This is a genomic window from Parendozoicomonas sp. 2304DJ65-17, from assembly GCF_058148445.1.
Genome location: NZ_JBYVJV010000003.1, coordinates 363,552 through 386,549 on the forward strand (window position 1 = coordinate 363,552; position 22,998 = coordinate 386,549).

20 protein-coding genes are annotated in these 22,998 nt (G+C 48.7%); 5 read left to right on the plus strand and 15 right to left on the minus strand.

The features are described 5' to 3' along the window. Positions 1 to 40: 40 nt before the first annotated feature. The 4 genes from ACY2RR_RS11015 to ACY2RR_RS11030 are packed head-to-tail and all read right to left on the minus strand — an operon-like array spanning position 41 to position 3,011. Positions 41 to 1,018 (minus strand): patatin-like phospholipase family protein, encoded by a 978-nt coding sequence (locus tag ACY2RR_RS11015; protein ID WP_490108195.1) that lies wholly within the window; start codon positions 1,016 to 1,018, stop codon positions 41 to 43. A gap of 54 nt (positions 1,019 to 1,072) precedes the next feature. Beyond that, positions 1,073 to 1,645 (minus strand): DUF4892 domain-containing protein, encoded by a 573-nt coding sequence (locus ACY2RR_RS11020; RefSeq protein ID WP_490108196.1) that lies wholly within the window; start codon positions 1,643 to 1,645, stop codon positions 1,073 to 1,075. Positions 1,646 to 1,663: 18 nt separating this feature from the next. After that, positions 1,664 to 2,548, minus strand: a complete 885-nt coding sequence (locus ACY2RR_RS11025; protein ID WP_490108197.1) for an alpha/beta fold hydrolase — start codon at positions 2,546 to 2,548, stop codon at positions 1,664 to 1,666. Between the two features lie 43 nt (positions 2,549 to 2,591). Beyond that, complete coding sequence (locus ACY2RR_RS11030) at positions 2,592 to 3,011, minus strand: hotdog fold thioesterase (protein ID WP_490108198.1); 420 nt, start codon at positions 3,009 to 3,011, stop codon at positions 2,592 to 2,594. Positions 3,012 to 3,207: 196 nt separating this feature from the next. On the opposite strand from ACY2RR_RS11030, the gene ACY2RR_RS11035 reads away from it, so the two are divergent. The 3 genes from ACY2RR_RS11035 to ACY2RR_RS11045 are packed head-to-tail and all read left to right on the plus strand — an operon-like array spanning position 3,208 to position 6,191. Next, positions 3,208 to 4,332: a C4-dicarboxylate TRAP transporter substrate-binding protein gene (locus ACY2RR_RS11035; RefSeq protein ID WP_490108199.1), complete on the plus strand. Its 1,125-nt coding sequence runs from the start codon at positions 3,208 to 3,210 to the stop codon at positions 4,330 to 4,332. A 60-nt stretch (positions 4,333 to 4,392) separates the two neighbouring features. Then, positions 4,393 to 4,896: a TRAP transporter small permease gene (locus tag ACY2RR_RS11040; RefSeq protein WP_490108200.1), complete on the plus strand. Its 504-nt coding sequence runs from the start codon at positions 4,393 to 4,395 to the stop codon at positions 4,894 to 4,896. Between the two features lie 8 nt (positions 4,897 to 4,904). Beyond that, on the plus strand, positions 4,905 to 6,191 hold the full coding sequence (locus ACY2RR_RS11045; RefSeq protein WP_490108201.1) for a TRAP transporter large permease: 1,287 nt from the start codon (positions 4,905 to 4,907) through the stop codon (positions 6,189 to 6,191). A gap of 8 nt (positions 6,192 to 6,199) precedes the next feature. Here ACY2RR_RS11045 and ACY2RR_RS11050 read toward each other — a convergent pair whose 3' ends face one another. The 5 genes from ACY2RR_RS11050 to ACY2RR_RS11070 form a co-directional block, all read right to left on the minus strand. Beyond that, positions 6,200 to 7,492, minus strand: coding sequence for an MFS transporter (locus ACY2RR_RS11050; protein WP_490108202.1), 1,293 nt, complete (start codon positions 7,490 to 7,492; stop codon positions 6,200 to 6,202). Positions 7,493 to 7,496: 4 nt separating this feature from the next. After that, positions 7,497 to 8,717 (minus strand): MFS transporter, encoded by a 1,221-nt coding sequence (locus ACY2RR_RS11055; RefSeq protein ID WP_490108203.1) that lies wholly within the window; start codon positions 8,715 to 8,717, stop codon positions 7,497 to 7,499. A 321-nt stretch (positions 8,718 to 9,038) separates the two neighbouring features. Then, complete coding sequence (sixA, locus tag ACY2RR_RS11060; protein ID WP_490108204.1) at positions 9,039 to 9,485, minus strand: phosphohistidine phosphatase SixA; 447 nt, start codon at positions 9,483 to 9,485, stop codon at positions 9,039 to 9,041. Between the two features lie 10 nt (positions 9,486 to 9,495). Next, positions 9,496 to 9,828, minus strand: coding sequence for a DUF4389 domain-containing protein (locus ACY2RR_RS11065; RefSeq protein ID WP_490108205.1), 333 nt, complete (start codon positions 9,826 to 9,828; stop codon positions 9,496 to 9,498). Between the two features lie 73 nt (positions 9,829 to 9,901). Further along, on the minus strand, positions 9,902 to 10,933 hold the full coding sequence (locus ACY2RR_RS11070) for an NAD(P)H-dependent glycerol-3-phosphate dehydrogenase (RefSeq protein WP_490108206.1): 1,032 nt from the start codon (positions 10,931 to 10,933) through the stop codon (positions 9,902 to 9,904). Between the two features lie 401 nt (positions 10,934 to 11,334). Here ACY2RR_RS11070 and fabA point away from each other — a divergent pair, with 401 nt between their 5' ends. Both fabA and fabB read left to right on the plus strand, forming a co-directional pair. Further along, positions 11,335 to 11,847, plus strand: coding sequence for a 3-hydroxyacyl-[acyl-carrier-protein] dehydratase FabA (fabA, locus tag ACY2RR_RS11075; protein ID WP_490108207.1), 513 nt, complete (start codon positions 11,335 to 11,337; stop codon positions 11,845 to 11,847). Between the two features lie 17 nt (positions 11,848 to 11,864). Then, entirely contained in the window at positions 11,865 to 13,082 is a 1,218-nt protein-coding gene (gene fabB, locus ACY2RR_RS11080; RefSeq protein WP_490108208.1) for a beta-ketoacyl-ACP synthase I, read from the plus strand. Between the two features lie 65 nt (positions 13,083 to 13,147). Here the strand turns inward: fabB and ACY2RR_RS11085 are convergent, their stop codons facing one another. The 6 genes from ACY2RR_RS11085 to ACY2RR_RS11110 form a co-directional block, all read right to left on the minus strand. Then, complete coding sequence (locus tag ACY2RR_RS11085) at positions 13,148 to 17,173, minus strand: ubiquitin carboxyl-terminal hydrolase (protein ID WP_490108209.1); 4,026 nt, start codon at positions 17,171 to 17,173, stop codon at positions 13,148 to 13,150. 26 nt (positions 17,174 to 17,199) lie between these two features. After that, positions 17,200 to 18,876, minus strand: coding sequence for a M4 family metallopeptidase (locus ACY2RR_RS11090; RefSeq protein ID WP_490108210.1), 1,677 nt, complete (start codon positions 18,874 to 18,876; stop codon positions 17,200 to 17,202). A 157-nt stretch (positions 18,877 to 19,033) separates the two neighbouring features. Then, complete coding sequence (gene htpG, locus ACY2RR_RS11095; protein WP_490108211.1) at positions 19,034 to 20,962, minus strand: molecular chaperone HtpG; 1,929 nt, start codon at positions 20,960 to 20,962, stop codon at positions 19,034 to 19,036. Between the two features lie 120 nt (positions 20,963 to 21,082). Continuing rightward, a complete protein-coding gene (locus ACY2RR_RS11100) occupies positions 21,083 to 22,030 on the minus strand; it encodes an AEC family transporter (protein WP_490108212.1) in 948 nt (315 codons plus the stop codon). After that, complete coding sequence (locus ACY2RR_RS11105; RefSeq protein ID WP_490108213.1) at positions 22,027 to 22,455, minus strand: PaaI family thioesterase; 429 nt, start codon at positions 22,453 to 22,455, stop codon at positions 22,027 to 22,029. Before ACY2RR_RS11105 ends, ACY2RR_RS11100 begins: the two co-directional genes overlap by 4 nt. After that, on the minus strand, positions 22,445 to 22,951 hold the full coding sequence (locus ACY2RR_RS11110; RefSeq protein ID WP_490108214.1) for a PaaI family thioesterase: 507 nt from the start codon (positions 22,949 to 22,951) through the stop codon (positions 22,445 to 22,447). The genes ACY2RR_RS11105 and ACY2RR_RS11110 overlap by 11 nt, the downstream gene beginning before the upstream one ends. Between the last annotated feature and the right edge of the window lie 47 nt (positions 22,952 to 22,998).

A 22,998-nucleotide genomic window follows, 5' to 3' on the forward strand; every position in this document is an offset into this window, starting at 1 on the left:
AAAGAACAGGACGAAAATTACAGCCCTAATAAACAAAGCTTTATGACTCTGAGCCAGCTATGCCCTGCCCCGGAAAAATAATTGGTGGCTCGCTGTTGCCGGCATAGCTGTATTCAAAACCAGAGCCAAGACCTGCCTCATAACGATCCAGCGCTCTTTCTGTCACTATGCGACCCAGTTGAATCATTTCATCTGCCCGGTTGAATTCATAAAAGCGGCACTGACTTCTGGACACAGGAATCAGCAGGTCTGGAGCATAGCCAGCCATTTTGTAGCGAGCCAGTGACTCCTGCATTATTTCCAGAGACTGGTTAAACATATCCAGCATGCCACTCTTCACCACATCTTCAGCATGATCGCCACCTTCAGAGTATTTCTTGGAGCGCCAGCGCAGTTTATTTAGCCAGCGATCAAGAATTTTCTGCTGTTTGGTGGGAGGTGGCGCTTCGCACTGCATAGCCAATGGCCCGACATCAGCATTCAGGTCCACGGCAACAATAATATCTGAGTGAGCAGAAACTGTTGGCGCAATGGGCAGAGGATTCAATACACCGCCATCCACCAGCGTACGACCGTTATAAACCACCGGGGTGAACAAGGTTGGAATGGCTATAGAAGCCCGAATCGCCTGTAACAACTCGCCATCCTGAAACCAGATTTCTTTACGGGCATGAAGGTCGGTAGCCACGGCAGTAAACAATATGGGCATCTGCTCGATACGGGTGGAGCCAATCATTTCACTGATCACATCAAAAACCCGAGAGCCTTTAATCACCCCCGGATGTTTAAAGGAAAGATCAAGCAGGCGAATGACATCCAGATAGTTGAGTTCCTTAACCCATTCCTTGTAATTGGACAGCTCACCAGCCGCAAACAACCCGCCAATCAATGCTCCCATAGAACTGCCAGCCACGGCATGAATTTCATAACCACGGGCCTGCAATTCTTCAATCACACCGATATGGGCGTAACCTCTGGCACCACCACTGCCGAGAACCAGGGAGACTGTTTTGGACATAACCGAAACTCCTGCCATTCCTGACAGAAGTTATCGGCGGGAAAGTGAAGAGAATTATGGCGTTGGCATTAAAGGCTGGAACTGGTCAATCATGGCGTAAACCCTGCGGGTGCCGCGGGTCACGGTATAGAGAACATAATATTCCATCTGACCATTCAACTCGCGGGTTGCAAGCATGTAGCGCTGCTCACGATCATGGCCATACAGAGTAGCTACACCAAAGATATCGTTCGCCCAAAGGTTGCTGGGGCCGCAGTCCCTGCCCTCACACACATATTGAACATCAACACCCAGAGCTTTGATCTTTTTGGAAAAATAATCAAAAGCACGATCACTGGAATGCCCGGATGGCATTTCATAGACTCTGCGCTCTAACTGGCCATCCTTCCATTCTTCTTGCTCTGCCCGGATATCTCCGCGAATTTTCTTCACCCGGCTGGACAACAGAGGATAATTCCGAGCCTCCCGGGACTCAGACAATTCCAGACTGGCATTGGGGTAACGATCAAGACTTGGAAGGTCTCCCTCATCAGCCTGTAAAGGTAATGACAACCCCACACAGACACACAACCCTGCCATTTTTACCGAGCGGCTCAATGCCTTTAAGCCAGTCGCGATTCCGATCACAGTTTCACCCTGATTTTGTCAGCAGTTTTCTTGTATCTCAGTAACTTGCATCACTTCACTGAGATGAGGCTGTATCACCTGGGCAACATCACTGGCCTGCTCCTCAAGATGCAGGTGATGCTCGCCATCCAGTGTTTTGACTGTAATATGATCCAGCGTATCAGCAAACCGGTTAACAGCACTATCAATCAAACCATTTTTTGCCGCCACCAGCATGGCTGGAGCCTCAACAGCTGCAACCATTAACGCAGACTGCTGTGCAGATATGCGCAAAGCAGACGGCGCTAGCAACCGTGAGTCAGAACGCCAGACCCAGTGGCCATTGTCTTCTTTCAGCCCACGTCTAACAATGATTTCTGCCGCTTCCGCACTAATTTTTCCAAACCCTGCCAGCATTCGTGCTTTCACGGCCATATCTATAGAAGGAAATCGCGACTTTGGTCTTCGTGAAGTGCGGGCACGAGATGCAATAGCTTTAGAAAGTTGATCCACTGTTTCGCTATGATCAGCATTTCCAGGCCACAAACCATCAATCAGGGTCAGTGATGCTACCCGGTCCGGCATGGTTGATGCCGTCAGCATAGAAACAATGGCTCCCATCGAGTGCCCCAGCAGATGGATCTTGTCCAATTCAAGGGCATCAGCAATCGCAATGACATCAGCCACATAAGACCATGATGGATAATCAGCCCCAACACCACGATGGTCTGACAAGCCATGCCCAGCCAGGTCAACAGCAATCACCCGCACCCCTTCCAACAAAGGAGCCAGTCGAGTAAATGATGCAGCATTATCCAGCCAGCCATGGAGAGCCAGCACAACCGGCGCATCTTCCTGCCCCCAGGCCAATGCGGCAAAAGTCATATCCGGGGTTTTAATTGTCAGCGGCTGCCCTGCTTCCATATTCTTTTTCCTTTGATTTATTCCTTTGTAAAGTAAGGTGTTATCAAGCTTTTTTAACAGCCATAGTCAAACGAGACACGCAAACCAACTTATCATTGTCGTCTTTAATAATAATTTCCCAGACTTGGGTTGAGCGCCCAATGTGAACAGCTTTGGCCGTACCGGTCACAAGACCACTGCGGGCAGAACGAATATGGTTGGCATTAATATCCAGACCAACACAGTAATGCCCCTGTTCAGCAGCAACATTGGCAGCCATACTCCCCAGAGATTCCGCCAGTGCCACGCTGGCTCCGCCATGAAGCAGTCGCATAGGTTGAACAGTACGGGAGTCCACCGGCATGGTACCGGTCACATAATCATCGCCAATTTCAGTAACAACCATACCCAGATGCTCACACAGGGTATCTTTCAGGCTGTTATTTAAAGCTTCAAGGGTAATTTCACGCTTCCAGATGCTCACGATATACCTCTTATGATTGTGAGTGCTGCCATTCCATAAACGAATGTAAAAGCGAGACTACCGGAGGGATTCATCAGCCTCAATCCCCGCAACACAAAGCCGCTCAACAAATAAACAAAAACTAGCCATTTAATAAGTGGAAAATTATTTTTCGATGCCCTGTTTATTCATTTTCATCATGGCAGGGTTCACCCCCATGTGCGCAAACGTCGCTCTGCGTGCGATTTTGTTTTTTCACCTCTTTTCTGGTTTCCCGGTTCGGGGAATCGTTATCCTTCGTCAGGGACACATGATGAAAAAGATCATCGGATCAGTATTGGCAGCAACTCTGCTGCTGACGGGATGCTCAGACAACCAGGAGCAGCAGGCTGCCTCTTCTCAGGAAGCCGCAAAGGTTGAGCCTATTGATATCAATATGAGCCTGGTGTTCACCCCTAATGAACTGCTCACCAAAGAGCTGATCAAGGTGACCGACAAGATTCGTGAGCGTACCGACGGTGGTATCAACATCACTGTATTCCCAAGCGGTCAGCTGCCAGTCTATAAGGACAACATGGAACAGGTCGTAAACGGCGCCAACTGGATTGCCGTAGAAGACCTGACCTACATGGGCGACTACGTGCCTGACTTCGCCGCTCTGGCGGGCCCCATGCTGTACAGCAGCTACGACGAATACGTAGCCATGATGCACACCGACATGGTGAAAGACCTGAAACAGCAGGCTGAAGAGAAAGGCATCAAGGTTTTGAACGCTGACTACATGTTCGGCTTCCGCAACATGATCACTAATAAAGAGATCGTGACCGCTAAAGATATGAAAGGCATGCGTATCCGCGTTCCTAAGAGCCAGATGTTTATCAGCACCCTGCAATCCATGGGCGCAGCTCCTGCCGCTCTGCCATTCCCTGAAACCTATGCTGGCGTTCAGCAAGGCGTAGTAGACGGTCTGGAAGGTTCCATCCTGACCATGTACTCCACCAAGATCTACGAAGTGGCCAAGAACATGTCCCTGACTCGTCACTTCCTAGGTTCCGTGGGTATCTACATTTCTCCAAAACTGTGGGATCAGATGTCTGCTGAACAGCAGGCCATCGTAACCGAAGAAATGGAGAACGGCGCCCTCTCCAACAACGAAGCCCTGGTTCGTCTGGAACAGGAATACACCGACAAGCTGACCGCTGAAGGCGTGACTTTCAATGAGTCCAACCTGCCAGAGTTCACTGAGCTGACTGCTAAGGTTTACAGCCAGTTCCCAACTTGGAGCGAAGGCATTCACGGCAAGATCCTTGCGGAACTGCAGAAAATTCGTGAAGCCAAATAATCATATTTAGTTCTACTCCTTCCGTGGGCTGTACACATGCAATGTGTGCAGCCCACTCTGATGACTCAGCCCTTGAGCCGCACCATGCCTGTAATCCTCCGATACTTTGAAGAAATCTTTGCCAGTATCGCCATCTCCATCACCGTACTAATCGTTATTCTTAACGTTATTCTGCGCTATGGCTTTGGCTTTGTTATCCCCTGGACAGAAGAGCTGTCCGTTATCTGTTTTATCTGGGCAACCTACCTGGGTGGTAGTTCTTGCTACAAAAACAAACTCCACCTGGGTGTAGACATTATTATTGCCCAACTCCCGGAACACCTGCGTCAGCGTTACCAGATCGTACTGCACCTGTTTCTTCTGTTCCTGAATGTTGTTGTCTGCTGGCTCAGTTTTGATTACCTGATGCTGTCCTCAAAATCCACGCCGGTTATGGGCATCTCTTATTTCTATATCAACTCTGTGCTGGTTCTCAGCTTTGGACTGATGACTTTCCACACCCTGCGTTTCCTTGCACAGGATATTGCCCTGCTGCGCCAACCACGTAAGACCATGGAGCAGTAAGGCCAGTTATGGATACCTTTCTCCCAATTATTATTCTGTTCGTTCTGTTTCTACTGAACGTGCCGGTGGCTTTCTCTTTGATCGCCTCTTCCGTTTTTTATTTTGTATTCCTGAATACCAGCATTCCCGTAAGCCTGGTGATGCAGCGGTTTATTTCTTCCGTTGAATCCTTCCCATTGCTGGCGATTCCCTTCTTTATCATGGTGGGATCAGTGATGAACTATTCGGGAATCAGCGGTAGCCTGCTGCGGTTTGCGGAATCATTTATCGGCCACAAACGTGGCGGTCTGGCTCAGGTGAACGTGGCTTTGAGTACATTGATGGGCGGTATCTCTGGTTCTGCCAATGCTGACGCCGCGATGCAGGCCAAGATTCTTGTACCGGAAATGACCAAGCGTGGCTATGACCTGCCTTTCAGTGCCGCCATTACTGCTGCCTCTTCCAGTATTGGCCCAGTGATTCCACCCGGTATCAACCTGATTATCTATGCGCTGCTGGCTAACGTATCTGTGCACCAGATGTTTATTGGTGGCTACATGCCAGCCTTTTTGATGATGACTGCATTGATGATTACCGTGGCCATTATCTCCAAGCGCAGAAACTATCCGGTATCACGAGACGAACCTGCTACTGCTGGGGAACGCTGGCATTTCTTCTGCAAAGCTATGCCTGCCCTGCTGATTCCTTTTGGCGTGATTCTGGGCATGCGCTTTGGTCTGTTCACTCCAACCGAAGCGGGCGCGATTGCGGTTCTGCTGTGTTCTATTATCGGACTGTTTATTTATCGGGAACTAAAGCCACACCACTTTATCCAGATTCTTAAGGAAACCATCCAGGGCACCGCCAGCGTGATGTTTATCATTATTGGCGCCATGGTGTTTGGTTATTACATGACTCTGGAACAGATTCCCCAAAACGTGGCGTCTGCACTGGTGGCCTTTACCGATGATCCAATGGTTCTACTGTTGTTGATCAACCTGTTGCTGTTGATTATCGGTATGTTTATCGAAGGTGGTGCGGCAATGATTCTGCTGACACCACTGCTGCTGCCTGCGGTGTTGAATGCAGGAATAGATCCGGTTCACTTCGGTATTATTATTATCGTGAATATTATGATTGGTGGCGTGACTCCACCATTTGGATCGATGATGTTTACCGTCTGCTCCATTCTCAAAGTCAGAATTGCGGACTTTGTGCGGGAAGTAATGCCGATGATTTTTGCATTGCTGGTTGTTCTGATGATCGTTACCTGGTCAGAAGATCTGGTGCTATTGCTAAACAACCTCCTTTCCTAAGCCTTTGTTCAGGCTCTTGTTTTTGGGAGCCTGAATTTCTCTTCCCCCGTCGAAACAACTCTCAAAACCACCGGGCTGGTTTTACGCACATAAAGCACAAGAATACAGGCCACCAGAACGCCCGCCGGAAGAATCATCAATACCTCACGATAGTTTTCCGTACAAACTTCTGAATACATGCCAATCAACCAGCCAATCAGTGGCTGATAAAACAGAGCCCCAATCATTACACTGAGGGCATTGGTAAATGCCAAACCAATAGAAAGCTGCTCCCCTTTCAGCCAGTGCTTAACCAGTACAAAAGGCAGCATATAAGTCGACGCGCTTAACCCAAGAAGAAACATCAACGGGAAATACAAAACCGGAGTCAGGTAGCCAGACAAAATCACCAGCAACAACGCGATAGTCATCACTCCACCAACCATCATTGCTTTACGGCTGTCCATACCGTGATCAGCCAGCCAGCCCAGAACCGGGGCACCCACTGCAGCGCCAATAAAGATCATTCCGGCAATTCTGCCGGACTGCCCGATACAATCAGGATTGGTGTCCAGATAAGGTATTGCCCAGAGCGCAGCAAAGGCATTCATAATCGCGAACATAAACCCACAGAACAACGCCACCAGCCAGACATCAGTATTACGAAAAACCTTGACCCACTCCCCGGTTTTATTGTCGCAGTCACAGGAAGCAGAACCGCTATCTTTAGCGATAAGAAATAAACCACCTAAAACCGGTATAAGGGTCAGAATTGCAAAGATTTTCAGGGTAGAACGCCAGCCCCATACCTGAATGCTTTCCGGAATCAGGAAATCACCGATACCTGCGCCAACCATGCCAAACACCTCCATTCCCGCGGCAAGCACCCCGAAGAACAACGGCGGGAAAGATATCTCTACTGTTTTGAGAAAACAAACAATACCTGGCGCAGCCCCAATTCCCATAATCACCCGGCCAATCATCATCTGAGTCACATTGTCAGCAGTGCCCTGTATCAGGCAGCCAGCCGACATAAGCAGACCGGAAACCAGAAGCAATGTACGCACACCGGTTCTCGACAGAATCCAGCCAGCCGGAATCTGTAGAAAAACATAAGGATAAAAAAACAACGAGGACAACATCCCCACACCAGCCTCATGAATTCCCAAATCAACCTTCAGCTCGGGAACCATTAAGCTGACCGAACCCTGCAGAACAAACTGCAGGGAAACAAATAAACCAACGGTTAAATAAGCCCAGATGACCCGGCTTGTGATAGCGGATTCTGTTTGTAGAGCAATAGGTTCAGCACGCTTATGCATTGCCTCAGGCCTCCTTTAGCTTCAAGGAGGCCACAAGAGCCATCACGGCCAGAACCAGCAAAGGAATAAAGGCAACCTGATAGTCGACAATCCCTAACTCCTGGGTCGCAGCCCGCATATCCAGAATTCGCCCTAATAACGGCTGCAATACCTGTCCGGCAATCAACAGGCAGACATTAATAAAAGCAATAGCCAGCCCGAGTCCTGACTGAGGCAGCGACTCACCCGGAGCCACAAAGGCCAGACCGTAACTTCCCATCGCCATACCGAGAAGGAACAGCAGCACAGCCATAATCACCGAGGCTACCGGCAGAAAAATAATAGCCAATAACAAAAGCAGAGAAAGTGCTGCCCCAAGAATCATCCAGCTCCGGCATGTCCCACCTCTGGCAATTACCCAACCGCAAAGTACCGTTCCCGCAGCAACGCCAACAAACAGCAGGGTCATACCATTGGCCGCAAAGGTGTGGGACAAAGGGTATAAACACTCGAGAAATGACGCGCCCCACATCATGCCGAAAACACTGACCAACCCAAACAACCCAAAGCCATAAGTGGCACTGAGCCAGACCTGAACAGAACCAAACACTCTGCGTAGATCACCACGTTCGGCAGACTGTTCGCTTGCATCAACCGGTTCACTCACAAGTGCTTGAGGGCGATTGCTAATAAATAACATCCCCAGCCATAACAATCCGCCAACACCAGCCGAGGTAATCATGGCATAGCGCCAGCCCATAATGTTCGTCAGTTCAGGAATCGCACTGCTGGAAACCGCACCACCGAGCATGGCTGACATTTCCACCAATCCTACAAACACCGGAAATAATCTGGCTGGGAACCATGCCGCCGCCAGACACAAAGCACCAACTATGGCCGATGCACTGCCAGCCCCCTGAATCATACGTCCGACAATCGCCATCTCCAGACTGGTTGCCTGGCTGAACAAAAGAATGCCAGCCACCATCAGAGCCTGACACACAAGGAACATGGTTTTCACGCCATAGCGGTCTATTAACCAGCCAGCAGGAAGCTGCAGCAATACATAGCTATAAAGAAGTGAGCTGGCCAGAACCCCTGTTTCTGCACGGTTCAGCGAAAGATCATGCATCAGCTGAGGAACAATAAACCCGGGAGAAGCCTGCATATAAAACTGATAAAGGCCGAACAGGCAGCCAATAGTTACTACCAGACAACCTCGAAGGCTGATATCAGTCATTTTCATTCTTCAACCTCCCCTGCACATGGTTAAAAAGTCTTAAGTTCACACAGTCAGACTCCCCGGGCAGAGATCAGTTAATCCGCCGGAGGAGTACCGTTATAGGAAGAAGGGAATCCAGTATAGGAAGCTATCCCTGCCCCTGCTGTGAAGTTGTAAAACGTTGCTGGTAAACAACTGCTTAAACTAGCAACGGATCAACACAGCAGAAATAAGACCATGGTCTGATGCAAAGGTTTCAGAGGGAGAGAGGCTGTTAGAGAAACTGACTGCGGTGCCAGCTCCTCTAACAGGGATATTTCTATAAAAGGTGGTAAAAAGAAGCCACTAGGGAGTGAATGTACGCTGCAAATACGCCATACCCGGCCCAGGGAGTTCCATTTCCAACTCACACACCATCGCCGTGGAATACGGCATATCTGTGGACACTACCCCATCAACCAGCAAGCTGGTCAATTTACCGACTAGAGGCATATGAGCCACCAGAAGCCAATTCCCCTGATCCGGTAACTGATCGACAGCCAGATTAGGGGCGACCTCGGGAACAATACTCTGGGTGGTGGTGATTCCTGGTCCGGAAATCACTGACCGGACAATTTCAGCCGTCTGCTGAGCCCGCAGATAAGGACTGGCCAGAATGCCGGTGAAGGCAATATCCTTCAGCTGTTCAGCAACAGTGCGAGCCTGTTCCTGACCAATTCCACTTAACGGGCGCAGCTCATCCGAAGGGGCAGAATATTCCGCCTGACCGTGACGCATAATATACAACTTCACAACTACGCCCTCAGGAATCCCGTGAATCAGTCACTTCTGCATGACCGGCAGAGGGCCAGTCAGAGAAAGGGAAAGGTTTGGTTTCACTGTTGAAGGTCAGGAAGCTGGCCATTTGATAAAGGTAGCGATTCAGAGCCAGAGAAAACTCCTGCAGGCTCAGGTTAGGTTGCCCGGTAAACAGTACCAGTGCACCTTGTAATACAGCGATCAATACCACCATCGCAACCACCAAGTGCCCGGCTGCCCAAAACAGAACCATATAAAGGATACGAATCCAGATGGACTCAGAAAGTATGTTGTCTTTCACAGAGTCCTTATAATCATTGCCGTCTTGGTTCATCATCTTGCTCCTTGAAATTGTTCGCCCGATATCTGGTATCACCATTCACTGTAGATGAAGGGTGATACCATCTAGCTCAACTTTTTACAGAAAACTCAACATCCGTTTTTTGTTCACGCATCATCATGGTACTGGTGACTTCCCTGATATCTTTACCTTCCATAATGATTGCATACAGCCCATCAACAATAGGCATATAAACCCCAAGCTCTTTTGCTTTGCTTTTGACCAGAGCAAGGGTATTCACACCTTCGGCCACCTGCCCAAGATCTGCTTCAGCCTCTTCCAGTGTACGTCCCTGCCCTAAGGCAAAACCTACTCGGAAGTTCCGACTCAACTTGGACTCACAGGTCACAATCAAGTCGCCAACACCGGCCAGGCCAAGAAAGGTCATTGGGTTTGCGCCCATGGTCACCGCAAACCGGCTCATCTCTGCCAAACCTCTAGTGATCAACATACTCCGGGTGTTATCACCCATACCTAAAGCCGTCGCCAGACCGGCAACAATGGCATAGATGTTTTTCAGTGCACCACCGAGTTCTACACCGTAGCGATCATGGTTGGAATACACACGGAAATAGTCACAGTGAAGTACGTCCTGTACGACCTCGCATAACTCGTCATCCTCACTGGCAATCACCGTTGCCGTCATACAACGAGCCATGATTTCCTTGGCCAAGTTTGGCCCACTCAGCACACCAATACGACCACCGGGGATTTCTTCATGCAGAATATCCGTCATCAGATCGAAAGTGCCCATTTCAACACCTTTCGTAGTGCTGACCACCAGAGCGTTATCAACCTTGCCTTTTAAACGGGTCACAACGCTGCGAAATGATTTACTGGGAATCGCCACAAAGATCAGGTCTGCATCTTTTATGGCGGCATCAAGATCACTGATCGCTACTATTTTTTCACTGACAGAATACTCGGGAAGATAACGAGCATTGATGTGGGTGCGGTTCATCTCTGCAGCCTGTTCTTCAGAACGCATCCACTGACGTACAGTGTGACCTTTGCGCGCTGCGATATCAGCCAGAGCCGTACCAAAACTGCCGCCACCAAGGACAGCGATTGTGCAGGTTTTTGCAGTATTTTGGCTTGTCATGCCTTATTTTCAATTTACCGGACAGAGGAAACGATCATACACCAGCAGAACAATCTTGGAATCGAATTTTCGGTAGAGAAAAGAAGTCCCCGGTTGTTACAACTACAAGAAAAACCATCAAACTTTCAAGAACGTTCGTACAAATCGCTGAATCTTTGCTGGTATGTGGTATTCTTGCTGCACACAAAAATGACTCCTCCATGCTATGTAACAGTTCCGTGACTTTGGGTCGGAGAGTTGTTACAGAGCACGAATTGTCATTAAACCCGTTAACCGCCAGTGATATAGTTCCGCATATTCACAGTTATTCAAGACAGTTCTCAGTGGCTGTCAAAAGGTAGCAAGGGCGTGACTTACTATCTGCCACAAAGACAGAAGCCACAGCCATACCGGAAGGAAAGATGAACAAACACAGCTTCAGTCGTGATGAACTGCTGGCATGTGGCAAGGGTGAATTATTTGGCCCTGGCAATGCCCAGCTTCCCCTGCCCAACATGCTGATGATGGACAGGATTGCCCACATCAGTTCCGAAGGCGGCGAATACGGCAAAGGCGAAATTATTGCCGAACTGGATATCAATCCCGATCTATGGTTCTTCCAGTGCCACTTTGAAGGTGATCCGGTTATGCCCGGGTGCCTTGGCCTTGATGCCATGTGGCAGCTGGTTGGCTTCCATTTGGGCTGGCTGGGCAACCCCGGCCGCGGACGTGCTTTGGGTTCCGGTGAAGTGAAGTTTACCGGGCAGATTCTCCCCACCAGCAAAAAGGTCACCTACCATCTTCACATTAAACGGGTGATCACCCGCAAACTGGTGATGGGTATTGCTGATGGTTCCGTCTCTGTAGACGGGCGGGAAATTTACACCGCGAAAGACCTCCGTGTAGGTCTGTTTACGCGCACAGATAACTTCTGATACAGGTTCTTGAATATATGAAACGCGTTGTTGTTACCGGCCTGGGCATTACCTCCTGTCTGGGTAACGACGCTGAAACCGTGACTGCCTCCCTGAAAGAAGGCCGTTCCGGTATCCGTCATAATGAGTCCTATGCGGAACAGGGTTTCCGCAGCCAGGTGTCCGGCACTGTCGATATCGACTTTGCCGAGCATATTGACCGCAAGCAGATGCGCTTTATGGGTGACGCTGCGGCCTATACCTTTATCGCCATGAAGCAGGCTATCGCTGACGCGGGCCTGCCTGAAGAGCTGGTTTCCAACCCACGCACTGGTCTGATCGCGGCTTCCGGTGGTGCTTCCACAGCAAACATTGTTGAGAGCACAGACATTCTACGTGAGAAAGGTGTAAAACGTATTGGGCCTTACCGTGTCACCCGTACTATGGGTAACACTGTATCAGCCTGTCTGGCGACACCTTTCAAGATCAAGGGTGTGAACTACTCCATCACCTCTGCCTGTGCCACCAGCGCTCACTGCATTGGTAACGCTGTAGAACAGATCCAGCTGGGTAAGCAGGATATTGTTTTTGCCGGCGGCGGTGAAGAAGAGCACTGGTCTCAGACTGCTATGTTTGATGCCATGGGCGCCCTTTCCAGCAAATACAACGAAACTCCGGAAAAAGCATCCCGTGCTTACGATGCCAACCGTGATGGTTTCGTTATCGCAGGTGGTGGCGGTATTCTGGTTCTGGAAGAGCTGGAGCACGCTCTAGCCCGTGGTGCCAAGATTTACGGTGAAGTGACCGGTTACGGCGCGACTTCCGATGGTTACGATATGGTGGCTCCTTCCGGTGAAGGCGCAATCCGCTGCATGCAGCTGGCTATGAGCACCATTGATGGTGAAATCGACTACATCAACACCCATGGTACCAGTACTCCGGTTGGTGATGTTGCTGAACTGGGCGCTATCCGTGAAACTTTTGGTAACGATTGCCCGCTGATCAGCTCCACTAAATCCCTGAGTGGTCACTCTCTGGGTGCCGCAGGCGTCCACGAAGCCATTTACTGTCTGCTGATGATGGAAAATGACTTTGTTGTAGCTTCCGCTAACGTGGAAACTCTGGACGAAAAGGCTGAAGGTCTGCCAGTGGTTGTTGGTGAACCTAAGCAGATGAAGATGAACCGGGTTATGTCCAATAGCTTTGGTTTTGGTGGTACCAATGCCTGTCTGGTGTTTGATCGTTACAACGGTTAATCATTAAGGCCATGCAAAAAAGGGAAGCTACCGCTTCCCTTTTTTATAAGTATTTAAACTGAGAATTACTCAACTCTTTGGAGAGTGAAGACATACCCGGATAAGCCCCGTTTACGACAAGCATCTTTCCAAGTCTGTACACCTTCCAACTCTCTTGCTGCTGCATAGCCTTGTGTATCAGCGACAATGTCATCATCGCAAAAAACTGCCTCATCATTTTTGAATTTCACTGCAACATAGTGGCCGGATTCCATACTCTCACCAGCATGGCAAACAAGAGCAGAAACCTTGTATTTAACTAACTGGGGTTCTGGAACCTCATCCCCCTCAATTTCACTGGGATAAAAAGGTATTTCTATTTCATCTTCAAGGTTTTGTATTAGAGCCTGTCCCTCAGCCCTAAGATATCTTTGTTCAAATGTTCTCTTATCGAAGCCAACCAATTTCGTTTGAATGACAACCTGATTAGGTGGATTTTTACCCGCATGAGACAACCCAAGTGATTTTCTCTGAGAATACTTGTCTGCCTTTACTGTCTCTTCGTCGAGTCCCAGTTTCTGGAGCCTTTCTTTAGGCCAACGATATTCAATTTCATCTTCTTTCACGAAATTATTGATGCACTCTTGAAGACTATTTCCTTCAAGGGGAACAGACACCATTGGGAATTTTTCGGGTCTGGGGTTAACCTGAGCATCAATACGTACACCATCCTCCAATAGTTTGAAGCAATCGGTATTAACGACTGTAGAGCCTTCCCTGAACTCAATGCCAAACAACTCAGACATTCTTGATAAGAATTCTTCAGGATCCTGTTGCTGAATCTTGGCTAAAAGTAATTTTTCACCTTCTCTTGCCATTTCTAGCGGCTTACCCTTCTGGGATTTCAAGACATAAGAAATGGTCCTGCTATCCATGGCTACCCCATATTCCATGAATGCCTGCAGAAATGCTTTCTGCTCTTCCACCATGGTTTTTTGCCCTGGGGTATCCCCATTTAAGCCATCTGCCAAAGCAACAAATGCGCTCGCTGCTTTCTTATACGCTCGTAATTTTGCTGCGATGCCAGGAGGATCATCACGCTCCAAAGCCGTATCAGGATTAAGTGACATTTGCTGAGCTCTCTCAGCTATTTGCCCAGCACGAATCTGATTCTGAACATTCGCCCAGTCCTTAGCTTCTTCACTATCCGCACCTTCCGGCCCTGGGTACTCTTCCTTTTGATGAACAGGAACGATTGAATCTAAAAGGTTAATAAACACCCCGACAGGAACACCCGCACGAATCTCACCAAGTACACCTGAGGCCTTCCATGTATTCGCCAGCGCATGGATCGAGCTATTCATAAAACACATATTGCCAAAATTGTATAAACCTGCACCGGCAGGCTGTATACCTTGATCTAACAACTTGTCATGCCAGGTAATATCCGGGTCAAAGTTATCTTCATTACAAACGCCCATAAACAGCTGACTTAAGGCTTCCCTTCTTGCGTCACCTTCCGGGTCACCTCCCTGCTGTATCATGATGGCAATATCATCCTCATGGAAAGGCAGATAGACATAGCTCGGATCTCTTGCCAGCTCTCCCCTGGCAACCATTTTGGCAAACATTCTGTTCGTAAAAACATAACCAGCTTCATGCTGATGATATTGCGCATTCCGGAAGTGCCTAAGGAATACAACAAGCTCTGCTGGCTGGAAAACCCCTGCCTCGAGGTCAACAAACAATGCCTCAAAGTCAGCCCTGCTTTCCACAAGAGGCTTACCACTTTTGTCTTGGTTACGCGTTAGCTCATTGAAAAGTGCTTCATTTGCTGCTTCTGTACCGGCTAAATCACGATTTGGCTGAGCCGGCTTCGATGGCACGGTGGTATTGACCAGCGCTTGCGGTTTACTGGATGTAGAAGATTCTTTATTTGGTTGAGGCGTGACTGGTGCTGCAACAGGAGGTTGAGGCTTTGGTTTTGCCACATTGACTGTCTGAGAATTGGCAAAAGTTTGAGCCACATTCTTGTGTTCAGAAACGGCCGTTTTAGGAGCCTGCTGAAGATGCTCAACATCAACAACGCCAGCTTCGACCAGAACAGCACACTCCTCAGGGGTGAGAACCCAATGGTCAGAAGTTGTCATTGCTTGATACAAAGCTCGAGTGTCGACTATAACCTTCTCATCAAATTTTGTGAGCCCATCCACAAGCTTTGGTATTTCATCTTCAGGAACAACATCAGCAACTGCCACTCGAAATGTATCCACCGGCGAGCCAGCATTCACAGAAACTTTATAGGCAGCAGGAGCTGTTGGTATCGCGTCTGGAACCGTTTCAAATGCCTTTAATTGCTGTGCTGTCGACTTAAGTTCCTCAAGACCTGGCCTGGATAGATTTCTTAGATTTTCATGACTCACGCTGCCGGCATTCATTAGAGTCACACACTCACCGGCTGTTAATGCCGCTCCCATATCCGGTTTATTCATCTCCCGATACAGGGCTTTAACAACACCAACGGCATTTTCATCTTTGCTCTGTAAACCATTAAGGAAGACAGGCACATCCTGAAGGGGAACAACGGCCGTAATCTCAGCTTCAAAATTAAATTTTGGAGGTGGCGGAGTTGTAGGTCGAAGTGCATCAAGTTCTGGAGTTGAAGACGGCAGCGGTGCTGGAGAAACTTGTGAAGGCTTTGATCCTCCAGTAGTCAAAAATCCACACAATTCCTGATAGGACTTAATTGTTTCAACTGGCTTATCAAGCAAATCATGTACATTTACATTACCTGAACTAATAAGCAATGCACACTGTTCACGGGTTAGCTTTTCAGGGGACTTCTTCATCGCCTGATAAAGCGCCTTGAGATAAACAATACTCGCATCAGTTCGTTCGAGCTCCCCCATAAAATAAGCAACATCATTGATACCAACAATATCAGTGACCTGAGCTTCAAAAGCATATTCGGGTGGAAGGGTTTGCTCTTGAACTACCGGAGCCTCATTAACAACTGGAGCTGTGTAAACAGCATTAGTCCTCTGAGCTTCAGGAACCGTCAGAGAGTTTCTCAGTTGTTGAGCTGTCGACCTGTGTTCCTCGACCCCTTCTCTGGGAAAGTTTTTCAACTGCCCCCGATCCACACTACCTGCATTCATCAATAGAACACATTGCTCAGCTGTTATAGCCCCTGTTAACTTGGTATTACGCATTGCCTGATAAAGAGCCTTAATATCACCAACCGCTTTTTTGCCTTTTCGCTGCAAGCCCTGCAAGAAAACGGGAACATCTTCCAACGGAACAATTTCTGTTATTTCTGCCTCAAAATTAAAATCCTGAGGAGCTCTGGTAGAAGGTGTTGTCTGGGCAGTCACAGGAGGTTCTGAAACATGAACCGGCATTGTTGGTGGTTCAGGAGACCTGGACGGGCTCGATGAAGGGGTAACAGTTTTTCTTGCACTGGGCTTATTAGGTCGAGGTTTTGGATGTAATTCTTCGCGCAGTTTGTATCCCGCCTGAGTCAGAATGATATTAAGCTCAGTCCCCATTCTATAAACCGCTGCATCTATGGACTCCTGCTCGATCAAACCACGATCATAAGCATCAATAAAATCCTGCGATGTCAGCTCTGCGCCATAAAACCGCATGTGCTGAAATGTTTGCAGCTTTTGGCACAAATCTTCTGTTCCCCAGGCTTCAGGTAACGCTGCACGTATTTTTAGCGCGGCTTCATGCTTGATCGGTACACTCTTCTCTTTGAGATAGGCCTCTACATCTATTCTTCCGGAGCTTTGAGAAACAACCCCTCTTTCAACCCGGCCGCGGGGCATTTCCCGACCAACAGAGGATCGATATCTGGGCATCTGCTGTGGAGGAGGGCTACCCAGTGGCTGCACAATTTTGGGTTTAACCATTGTTTCAACCTTATGGGGCGGAACCTGGGTAATTGAATAGTTTGACAGCGGTCTTCCCTCAGTGGATTGAGAGGGTGTCAGCCCAATATTCTTTTTAGGCTTCACCAAACTGACAACCCACCCCACCAGCCACCCAATTGGGGGAAGATATTTATCCAGAAACTGCCGGATAGCTCCAGGTTGAGAATCTACGCGCATAATAAAGTCCCTTTACCGAAATCCCATTAGCAACCGGGCGTTACTCCCACCTGCTCAAATGCCTGATCAATCTTGCTTGTACTTATGCCATCAACCTGTGCTGCCTGCTTCACCCCACACGCAGCCTCAGAGAACGTGGCTGTTGATGTCCAATACAACATGTTAGAGCGAACCATAAGGGCAAAGGCTTTACGAACATCACCATTCAACGAGTTCACAATATTTACGAACGCCCTGTTCATGACACCGCTACCCTTATGAACGATGTAGCTCTGCCGGCTGGCGAAAGGAATCTGTTCAGAAGCAGTCAAAACATCGCTCCAGGTTCGGTCACACCCGGAAACCCGTCTTTCACACTCGGCAGAACTGTAAGCTGAAGGGTTATCCATCGAACGCATGGAGAAGCTGCCCTTGGTAATCCGGTCTCCAATACGCCAGTCAATATTTCTTGTGCCCAGCAGGGTTTCATAAGCGTCGCTGCTGTAGTACTTGAGATAGTACTCAGCTGCGATAGCGGCCATATCTGAGAAGGCTTCGTTAATAGCACCAGACTGATTGGCATAAATCAGATTTGAATGCTGATTGGTAAAGGCGTGACTTAATTCGTGGGAAACAATGGAGACGGAAACCAGCGGGTAATAGCTCAAATGCCCATCACCAAAAGCCAGATAAGTGCCATCCCAGAAGGCATTCTCGTAGTTCTGACCAACATTCACCAGAACCAGTAACTGCTTGGGATTACCGTTCGCATAAGCCAGAACCGGCGAGTTGTACCAGCCCTGATACATGGATGAAACCAGGTTTGCGAAGACATAAGCATCATTACCCGGAGACCAGGCTCCGTTCGATGCATCACCAGTATTCTTACCACACACATAGCTTATAGGGGCCGGGTTATTGGCCACCCACCAGCCATTATTAAGGGAAACCACCTTCACCAGCGAATTCCCCAACATGCAGGTACCGTTGTTGTTGGTCACCGCAAAGGAAGGCATATTGGCGGAGCCATACTGGTACTTCCCGGTTTTACCATTACCTCCGGGGGCCCGGTCAGAATAAAGCCCCTGAACATTGTTCCAGTACTGGAAAATCTCATTATCTGCAGCAGCAATCATGTAATGAGGCCACAGGGGTGGACCGGCTTGTGGCTGAACCCGGAAATTCACCCGGTAAGCCAGGCGGGGTTTGCTGTCCTTATCAATCCAGATCACCGGCTGGGTATCAAGATCCGATACCTTGCCGGTCACTTTAAAACGGGTATTGAAATCTTCACGGGCGAATGTGCCCATATTGGAGCGGAAGGTATCAGTCAGGTATTCGCTATGAACAGGCAGCTTGATGTTTTTGGCCAGCTTACCAAAAAAGCGGGCTCCATCATGGTCCCAGCTGTCACTGGTCTTGCCATAGTGACCAACCACACTGCGCCCCACCACTTCCAGTCCCTGGTAGTATTGGCGATATCTGACATAACGATTTTCTTTCAGGGTAAAACTGCGTATCTGCACCAGGCTGTGGTCAAAGGTATCAGCATCCAGATCTTCAGTGGTGTCGTCCACAAGAGAAAACTGCTTTAAATCTTCAGCAGATTCATCCTTTATCAGCTCATCATCTACAGCCTGCACAGGGGCAGCCAGCAAAAATGAAGAATACAAAGACAGCAGGCAGAACCTGAGCAGTGAAAAGCGGCGGAATGCGATGGCCATAGAAGATCCCTGAAAGAGAATTTATCCTCTTGGCTATCGGTACTTCTCTGGCAACAGTGAGAAACTAACAGGCAGATGACAAAAAACCGCCATCCCTTTCTGGTATGGCGGTTTTGGGAACGACGGCTGCTAAAAAGCAGATCAGCTGTTAAGCCGATCAACCATTAGAAAGTTCCAGCAACAGCTTGTTCAGACGGAGAACATAAGCGCCCGGATCATCCAGCTGGCCACCTTCGGCCAGGCGAGCCTGATCGAACAGAACCTTGCTCAGCTCAGCGAAACGATCTTCATCAGCTTCATTATCCAGGCGGGTAATCAGCGGATGCTCAGGGTTGACCTCAAAGATTGGCTTGGACTCAGGCACAGCCTGACCAGCTGCTTCCATCATCCGGCGCATTTGGGCACCCATATCATTGGCACCAACCACCAGGCAAGCTGGGGAATCGGTCAGACGATGGGTCACACGTACAGATTCAACCTCTTCTTTCAAAGTGTCCTGAATACGCTTAACCAGATCTTCGCTCTGCTTCTCAACTTCTTCCTGAGCTTTCTTATCGTCTTCGGAATCCAGCTTGCCCAGATCCAGGTCGCCACGACCAATATCTTCGAACTGCTTGCCATCGAACTCGTTCAGATGGGACATCAGCCACTCATCGATACGGTCTGACATCAGCAGAACTTCAATACCCTTCTTACGGAATACTTCCAGATGTGGGGAGCTCTTAGCGGCATTGAAGGTTTCCGCAGTCACATAGTAGATTTTATCCTGACCTTCCTTCACGCGCTCAATGTAAGCTTCCAGAGAAACATCCTGCTCTTCCTTGCTATCTTCGGTGGAAGAGAAGCGCAACAGCTTGGCAATTTTCTCTTTGTTGGAGAAATCTTCACCCGGGCCTTCCTTCAGAACCTGACCAAACTCTTTCCAGAAAGTCTGGTAAGTTTCAGCGTCGTTCTTGGCCATCTTGGTGAGCATATCCAGAACACGCTTGGTCAGCGCATTACGCATGCTATCTACCTGTGGATCCTGCTGCAGAATTTCACGGGAAATGTTCAGGGACAGATCGTTAGTATCCAGAACACCCTTGATAAAGCGCAGGTACATAGGCAGGAACTCTTCTGCCTTGTCCATGATAAATACGCGCTGAACAAACAGTTTCAGGCCACGATCCATTTCACGGTTGTACAGATCAAAAGGTGCCTTGCCTGGAACATACAGCAGGCTGGTGTATTCCAGCTTACCTTCCACACTGTTGTGGCTCCACTTCAGCGGATCGCTGTAGTCGTGACCAATGTGGTGGTAGAACTCTTTGTACTCTTCATCAGTGATTTCACTGCGACTGCGGGTCCACAGGGCCTTGGCAGTGTTCACGGTTTCCCACTCAGGAGCTTTCTCTTCCTTGTTTTCCTCTTCTTCTGCAGAAGGCATTTCTTCCTTCAGCATCATGATGGGCAGAGAAATATGGTCAGAGTACTTGCGGATAATGGTGCGCAGCTGCCAGCCATTGGCAAACTCTTTGTGCTCATCCTTCAGGAACAGGGTGATGCGGGTACCACGGGTTTTCTTGTCCGCAGGCTCAAGAGTGAACTCACCGGAACCATCAGACTCCCAGGCAATGGCTTCAGTTTCGCCAGCCTTCAGGGTTTCAACGCGAACTTTCTCTGCCACGATAAAGGCGGAGTAGAAGCCAACACCGAACTGACCAATCAGCTGGGAATCCTGCTTCTGGTCACCGGTCATGTTCTTCAGGAAGTCTGCGGTGCCGGACTTAGCGATAGTACCCAGGTTGGCAATCACGTCGTCGCGGTTCATGCCAATACCGTTGTCGGTAATGGTTACGGTATTGGTATCCGCATCGCAGCCAATACGGATTTCAAGATTCGGATCATTGCCCAGCAGAGTAGTGTCATGCAGGGATTCGTAACGCAGTTTGTCTGCCGCATCGCTGGCGTTGGATACCAGCTCACGCAGGAAGATTTCTGGATGAGAGTACAGAGAGTGGATCATCAGGTGCAGAAGCTGCTTCACCTCTGTCTGAAAGCCCAGCGTTTCTTTTTGAGTCTCAGTGCTGCTTGTCTCAGTCGTCATAAAACCACAAGTCCTCAGGAATTCACGTTCTGGCAAAGCCATGAACAGTTACAAAGTTTCGGTAAAACGGAAAATGGGGACACCCCCTGAGGTTTTCAAGGGGAAAAAACAGAAGAATTTTCAAAAGCCTGACATGATGGTTATCCAGACTGGCAGAGTAAGCAGAGAGAGCAGCGTTGTCAGAGTGACAATCTGGGATGTTTCCCGGGCAAAAACATCATGGTGAGAAGTCACCACATGGGCCAGAGCCCCAGTGGGAAGAGCGGTCATCATAACCAACGCCGTCATCCACATTGGGTCAGTAATACCCAAAAGCCAGAGCATAAGGAATGTTACAGCCGGATGGACGAACAGTTTAATAGCTATCAGCCAGCTGATTTCTGATAGAGAAGAGTCTTCTAGCCGGAATTGCAAACCAGCCCCAAGACAGAACAGCGCCAGCGGTACAGTGGTAGCTCCAATGGATGACAGAACCTGATCAGGAATATCCGGCATAACCAGCCCTGTTCCCGAAAAGATTAAACCTGCCACGGTAGAGAGAAAAATCGGACTTTTCAGCAAAGATTGCTGCAATACCAACCACACCTTCTGCCCAAGCGAACTCTGACCACTTTTGTTTTCAAAACTTTGAAACAAAATCTGGGCACCACCAATCAACACCAGATTGCCTGCCAGAATAATAGTGATAATCGCTGCGTAACCGGCATCTCCCAGAATCGCGGACACCACAGGAATACCCATATAAGCATAGTTGGCAAAGGTCGTATTTAACGCTCGAGCTGTTAGCTGTGCTCCTGATGTGCAACGAAACAAAAGACGACAGCTAAAAACTGTTAACAAGCCGGTAACCAAAGCCCCTGCAAAAAAAGCAGTTAAGGGTAATGGTGCCAACAATTGATTCAAAGATAGCTTACTGGCTGCATTAAATAACAACGCAGGCACAGCAAAATAGTAAACAAAACGATTCAGCCCCGGCATCATTTCCTGGCTGAGCAAGGTGCGAACACCTACCCAGCCAAGAGCGATGTAGAGAAACAGGACGGCTACTGCCTGGAAACTTTCACTCATAACCGGAAATGCACACGCCCAGTTGCAATGGGAACATCACGATGACTCTGCCATGCAGTGACAGATACATTGGCAACTCGGCGCCCCTGACGGTGGAGCTGACATTCCGCAAAAGTATCCCTTAACTGGCCACTCCTGAGGTAATCAATAGAGAAATCGATTATGGCCGGTATTTTAGGCTGGTTCATAAATAACAGCAGATGTAAGGCCGCTGCCGTTTCCATAAAGCCTCCGATAACACCGCCGTGAATGGCGGGCAGAACAGGGTTACCGATATTGGTATCCTGGGGAGGTAAAAGAAACAGAGCTTCATCCCCTACAAGCTGCCCTTTCACCCCAATCATTTTGGCGTATGGAATATTTTCAATCAGTTGATCTAACTGCCCGGTTTCACGAGCCTGTTTTACTGCACTCTCAAGACTCATGATTACTACCCTTTTTGTTTTTTCCACCCATTTTGCCAGGCAACAGTTTATTCAAACGCATAAATGTACCCACGGCATGAGCAATAGGCTCATCAGGGCTGTTTTGCCAGGCTGTGCCACGAGTAAAAACAATATTACGGGTCACACGATAAGCTTCTACTGTCGCAAACAGAGACTTACGAGGCTCTGGAGTGGTCATGTGATCAATACGAAGGTCGAGGGTTGGACAAGCTTCAGGGGCAGGTAAGGCTGTAACTGTTGAGATACCGCACGTTGTATCCATCAACGTGGTCACAACGCCTGAGTGAATAACTCCGGTTTCCTTGTTGCCAACAATTTGTTCACTCCACGGCAGCTCAATGGTGATACCAGACTGATCTGCACTGACAATCGACATGCCCAGTGTTTTGCAATGTGGAATTGCGGACAGAAACTGTGTTGCCATAACCTGGATGGTTTTATTATCCGGTTTATCGGGTTGTTTTGATTCGGACATTGACAGCTTTATTGTTTGTTTCAGTAATTTTTAATTCTCTGACGCCT